Source organism: Actinomycetospora sp., assembly GCF_055612215.1.
Window position 1 is genome coordinate 1 of the sequence record NZ_JBVPVA010000671.1, and the last position, 4,469, is coordinate 4,469.

General features: G+C 76.2%; 4 protein-coding genes. All 4 read right to left on the bottom strand.

The window, feature by feature from the left end:
- The coding region (locus tag AC0CYZ_RS18385) for a molybdopterin-dependent oxidoreductase (protein WP_472217913.1) at window positions 1-1,989 on the bottom strand (1,989 nt) is incomplete at its 3' end.
- Complete coding sequence (locus tag AC0CYZ_RS18390; protein ID WP_472217915.1) at window positions 1,986-2,825, bottom strand: FAD binding domain-containing protein; 840 nt, start codon at window positions 2,823-2,825, stop codon at window positions 1,986-1,988. The genes AC0CYZ_RS18385 and AC0CYZ_RS18390, both read right to left, overlap by 4 nt.
- 16 nt (window positions 2,826-2,841) lie before the next feature.
- Window positions 2,842-3,327 carry a nucleoside deaminase gene (locus tag AC0CYZ_RS18395; RefSeq protein ID WP_472217917.1) on the bottom strand — a complete coding sequence of 162 codons (486 nt, stop codon included), beginning with the start codon at window positions 3,325-3,327 and terminating at the stop codon, window positions 2,842-2,844.
- Window positions 3,324-4,391 carry an isopenicillin N synthase family dioxygenase gene (locus AC0CYZ_RS18400; RefSeq protein ID WP_472217919.1) on the bottom strand — a complete coding sequence of 356 codons (1,068 nt, stop codon included), beginning with the start codon at window positions 4,389-4,391 and terminating at the stop codon, window positions 3,324-3,326. Before AC0CYZ_RS18400 ends, AC0CYZ_RS18395 begins: the two co-directional genes overlap by 4 nt.
- Window positions 4,392-4,469 lie beyond the last annotated feature (78 nt).

Consider the following 4,469-nt stretch of genomic DNA (forward strand, 5'->3'; position numbering starts at 1 on the left):
CCGGTCGAGCCGGGTCCCGAGCGCGGTCGCGGCGATCTGGGCGTGCACGGTGGCCGTGCCGTTGCCGAACTCGGCGGTGCCGACCCGGACCCGGTAGCCGCCGTCCGGCTCGAGCGTGACCGTCGCCTGCGAGCGGTGCCCCCGGGGCGGGATCGTCGCGATCATCGCGACCGCCATCCCCTCCCCGACCCGCCACGACGGGCCGTCCGGCGCCGGATCACCGCCCCGGCGCAACGCCGCCTGCGCGAGGTCCAGGCACTGCGGCAACCCGTCGGAGCCGAACCGCAGGTCGTCGGGGTGCTCGGCTGGGTCGGCGGCGGCGACGAACGCGTCCCCGGGGCGCACCACGGTCCGTCGGCGCAGGTCGAAGGGGTCGACGCCGAGCTCGCGGGCGAGGTCGTCGAGGGCCGACTCGATCGCGAACTGCACCTGCCCCAGCCCGTACCCGCGGAACGCGCCCGACGGCGGCGTCGTCGTGTAGACCGCCTCGGCGTCGACGCGCTTGTTCGCGCAGCGGTAGAGCGCCATCGACTCGTGGCAGCCGTGGAACATCACGCCCGGCGAGTGGTTGCCGTAGGCCCCGGCGTTCGAGAGCACGTCGATCGCGAGCGCGGTCAGCGTGCCGTCCGGGGTCGCCGCCGCGGTGACCGAGACCCGCATCGGGTGCCGGGTCGGGGTCGCGGTGAGCGACTCGCTCCGGGTCAGCTCCCACTGCACCGGGCGGCCCGTGGCCACCGTGGCCAGCGCGGCGAGGTCCTCGGTGAGCAACTCCTGCTTCGAGCCGAACCCGCCGCCGACGCGGGCCGAGAACACCCGGACCGACTCCCGCTCGCGGCCCAGCAGCCGCGCGAGCTCGTCGCGCACGAGGAACGGGACCTGGGTCGAGGTGCGGACGACGAGCCGGCCGTCGGCGTCCACCCAGGCCCGGCTCGCGTGCGTCTCCAGCGACGACGGCGACACCCGCCCGGTGTGCCAGGTGCCGGTGACGACGGCGCCGCCGGCCTCCCGAGCTGCGGCGATGCCCGCCCCGACGTCGCCGACGCCCTCGTGGATCGCGGCGACGACGTTGTGGGCCGGGTCGAGGATCCGGCACTCCGGGCCCTTGTCGCCGTGCACCGGCGTGGCGCCCCGGGCGGTCTCCGGGTCGAGCACCGGCTCGAGGGGCTCGTACTCCACGACGACCGCGCGGGCGCCCGCCTCCGCGGCGGCGAGGTCGGTCCCGACGACGGCGGCCACGCGCTGGCCGTGGAAGCGGACGACGTCGTCGAGGATCCGGGTGTCGTCGGGGTCGTCGAGCCGGTCCTCGTGGCGCGCGGTCGAGAAGAGCGTCGCCGGCACGTCGGAGTGGGTGAGGACGGTCAGCACCCCCGGGACCGCGAGGGCCGGGCCGGTGTCGATCGAGACGATCCGGGCGTGGGCGTGGGGGCTGCGCACGACGACGAGGTGCGCGAGGTCGTCCGGGGTCGGACCGTCGAGGGTGTAGGGCTCGGCGCCGCGGACGATGCGGCCGGACGCGGGCGCCGGGGCGGGCGCGCCGAAGGACCCGACGTCGGGGGGCGACACGGTGGTCCGGCCGTCGAGGGCGTCGCCGACCGCGCGGTAGCCGGTGCAGCGGCAGAGGTTCCCCTGCAGGGTGCGGGCACGGGCGGTCGGGTCGGCGAGGCGGTCGGCGAACGCGCTCGCCGTCGTCACCATCCCCGGCGTGCAGAACCCGCACTGGAAGCCGGCGGCCGCGACGAAGCGCTCGCGGACGTCGTCGGGACCCTCCGGCAGCCCGGCCGCGGTCGTCACCTCCGCGTCCGCCGCGCGCACGGCGGGGTAGAGGCAGGAGTGCACCGGAGTGCCGTCGACGAGGACGGTGCAGGCGCCGCAGTCCCCGGAGTCGCAGCCCTTCTTCACCGCGTGGTGGCCGTGCTCGCGCAGGTAGGTGCGCAGGCACTGCCCCGGCCGCGGGCCCTCGGGGAGCGGGGCGCCGTCGACGCGGGTCACCGCAGCTCCGTCCGGATCTCCTCGGCGAGGTGGCGGGTCATCGCGTGGCGCCATGCCGGGGAGCCGTGCGCGTCGTCGTACCAGCCGCCGTGGGTGTCGGCGAGGGCGTCGACGTCGGCGGCCAGCCCGTCCGCCGAGGGGATCGTGGCGTAGCGCAGCACGGCGGGCCGCGGCAGGGCGGCGGTCACCGCGAGGGTGAACGCCCCGTCGGTGTGGCCGTCACGACGGCCCGCGAGCAGCACCGCCGAGCGGCCGAGCGGGGAGAGCGAGGCCTTGCGCAGCGCCGTGCGCCCACGCAGCGCCGCGGCGGGCAGGTGGACCGCGCGGAGCAGGTCGCCGGCCGCGAGGGTGGTGCGCTGCGGTCCGGCGACGAGGTCGACCACCGGCTCGCGACGCTCCCGGCCGGCGGCGTCCCAGACCACGGCGACGCCGTCGAGCGCGGCCGCCATCGTGATCATCGGGCCGGCCGGCAGGGCGAGGCAGACGTTGCCGCCGACCGTCGCGACGTGCCAGACCTTCCGGGACCCGACGAGCGCCTCGCAGCACTCGGCGAGCAGTGGCAGCGCCGGCCACTGCGGGTGTCCGGCCGGGTCGAGGTCGGCGAGCTCGGCGAGGGTGGCGGTGGCCGCGACCGTGAGGCCGTCGTCGTCCGCGGTGAACGGGGTCCAGCCGGCGGCGGTGAGGTCGACCAGCCCCCGCAGGTGCGGCTGGGGCACCGAGAACAGCCAGGTCCCGCCCCCGAGCAGGGCACGGTCGGTCCCCAGCCCCGGCAGCAGCGCCCGGACCTCGTCGTCGCCTCCCGGCCGGTCGAGGGTCTCGACGGTGGGCAGATCCATCGTCGTCTCCTGCCGGCTAGTAGTGGACGCGGTCGGTCTTGGCGAGCCACGCGTCGAACGGGGCCTGCGGATTCAGCTCGAGCGACGCCCCGAGGGCCTCGACCCGCGTCGGCCAGGTGCCGGGGTCGCGGGCGAACAGCTCGTAGAACTCGCGGTCATCGAACCCGCCGCGGGCCGCGTCGTGGCGGTCGGCGGCGAACACCACCCGATCGAGGCGGGCCCACAGCGACGCCGAGACGCACAACGGGCACGGTTCGCAGCTCGCGTAGAGGGACGCGCCCGCCAGCGAGAAGTCGCCCCGCTCTCGGCAGGCGGTGCGGATGGCCGTGACCTCCGCGTGCGCGGTCGGGTCCATGTCCCGGGTGACGCGGTTCTGCCCACGGGCGATCACGGCGCCGTCGGCGACGATCACCGCGCCGAAGGGGCCGCCGCCGTCCGCGACGTTCTGCTGGGCGAGCGCCACGGCCTCGGCGAGCCAGGTCTCGTCGGTCGGCGCACTCACCGGACGCTCCCTGCAGCGGTCCGGACGCGGGCGGCCTCGCGCTCGGCGGAGGCGTTGAGCGTGCCGCCGCGGCTCCCGGCGAGCTTGGCGTCGAGGTGCTCGCGGACCGTCGTCGGCGGATACGGGTGCGCGCCCTCGAGCGGGAGGGTCTCGACGACGGCGTCGAGGTCGCCGTCGTGGAAGAAGGCGGCGGAGCGGCGGCGCCGGATGCTGAGTCCACCCCCCGGGCGTTCCTCGATCGGCGGCTTCACCCGGTGCAACGTCGAGAGCCACCGGTCGCCGGTCAGGCGGGCGGTGAGGTCGCCCAGGTTGACCAGCAGCGCGCCGTCGGCGGGCAGCACGTCGTGCCACACCCCGTCGTCGGGACCCAGGACCTGCAGCCCGGCGACCTGGTCCGCCCAGAGCACGGTGACGATCCCGTAGTCGGCGTGCTCACCCATGCCGGTGAGGTCGGCGCTCTCGGGGAGGTCCTGTTCCTCGTCGGGGCGAGCGGAGCGACGGGGGATGTGGTCCAGCGCGTAGTTGTTCATCCGCAGCACCTCGACGGGGTCGTGGGCGAGGCGGGCGAAGGTGTCCGGGGCGAGGCCGAGCGCGTCGGCGAAGGCGGTCGTCAGGGTCCGCGCGACTCGCTGGGCCTCGGCGAACCACGCCTCGACCCGCTCCCGGACGCCCTCGACGGCGGGCCAGCGGTTGCCGTCGCCGCCGCTCGCGGGCCCGTCGGCGGCGGTCCCGACGTTGAACGCCTCGAAGAAGTCGTTCATCCGCGTGGCCTGCTCGACGCCGAGGCTGCGGCTCACCGACTCACTGCGTGGCGGGCTGTAGCCGCGATTGGTGCCGTCGGTGACGACGAGGGCCTTCTTCTCCGGCATGGACAGGGCGAAGACGTCGTCGATCGCGGAGGCCAGCCCGGCGACGACGCGATCGGGCACGCCGTGGCCCACGACCTGCACGAACCCGACGGTGCGGCACGCCTCGTCGAGGGCCGCAGCGGTGCGGCGGCGGGCGTCGGGATCGCCGTCGGGGTCGACGTACGGCGCGAGGTCGACGGTCGGGACGGTGAACATCGCGGACCTCCGTGGCGGATCGGGTCTGGGCGGGCGGCCACGGTGCCGACCGCCCACTGTAGGTCGGGGGCGGCCACG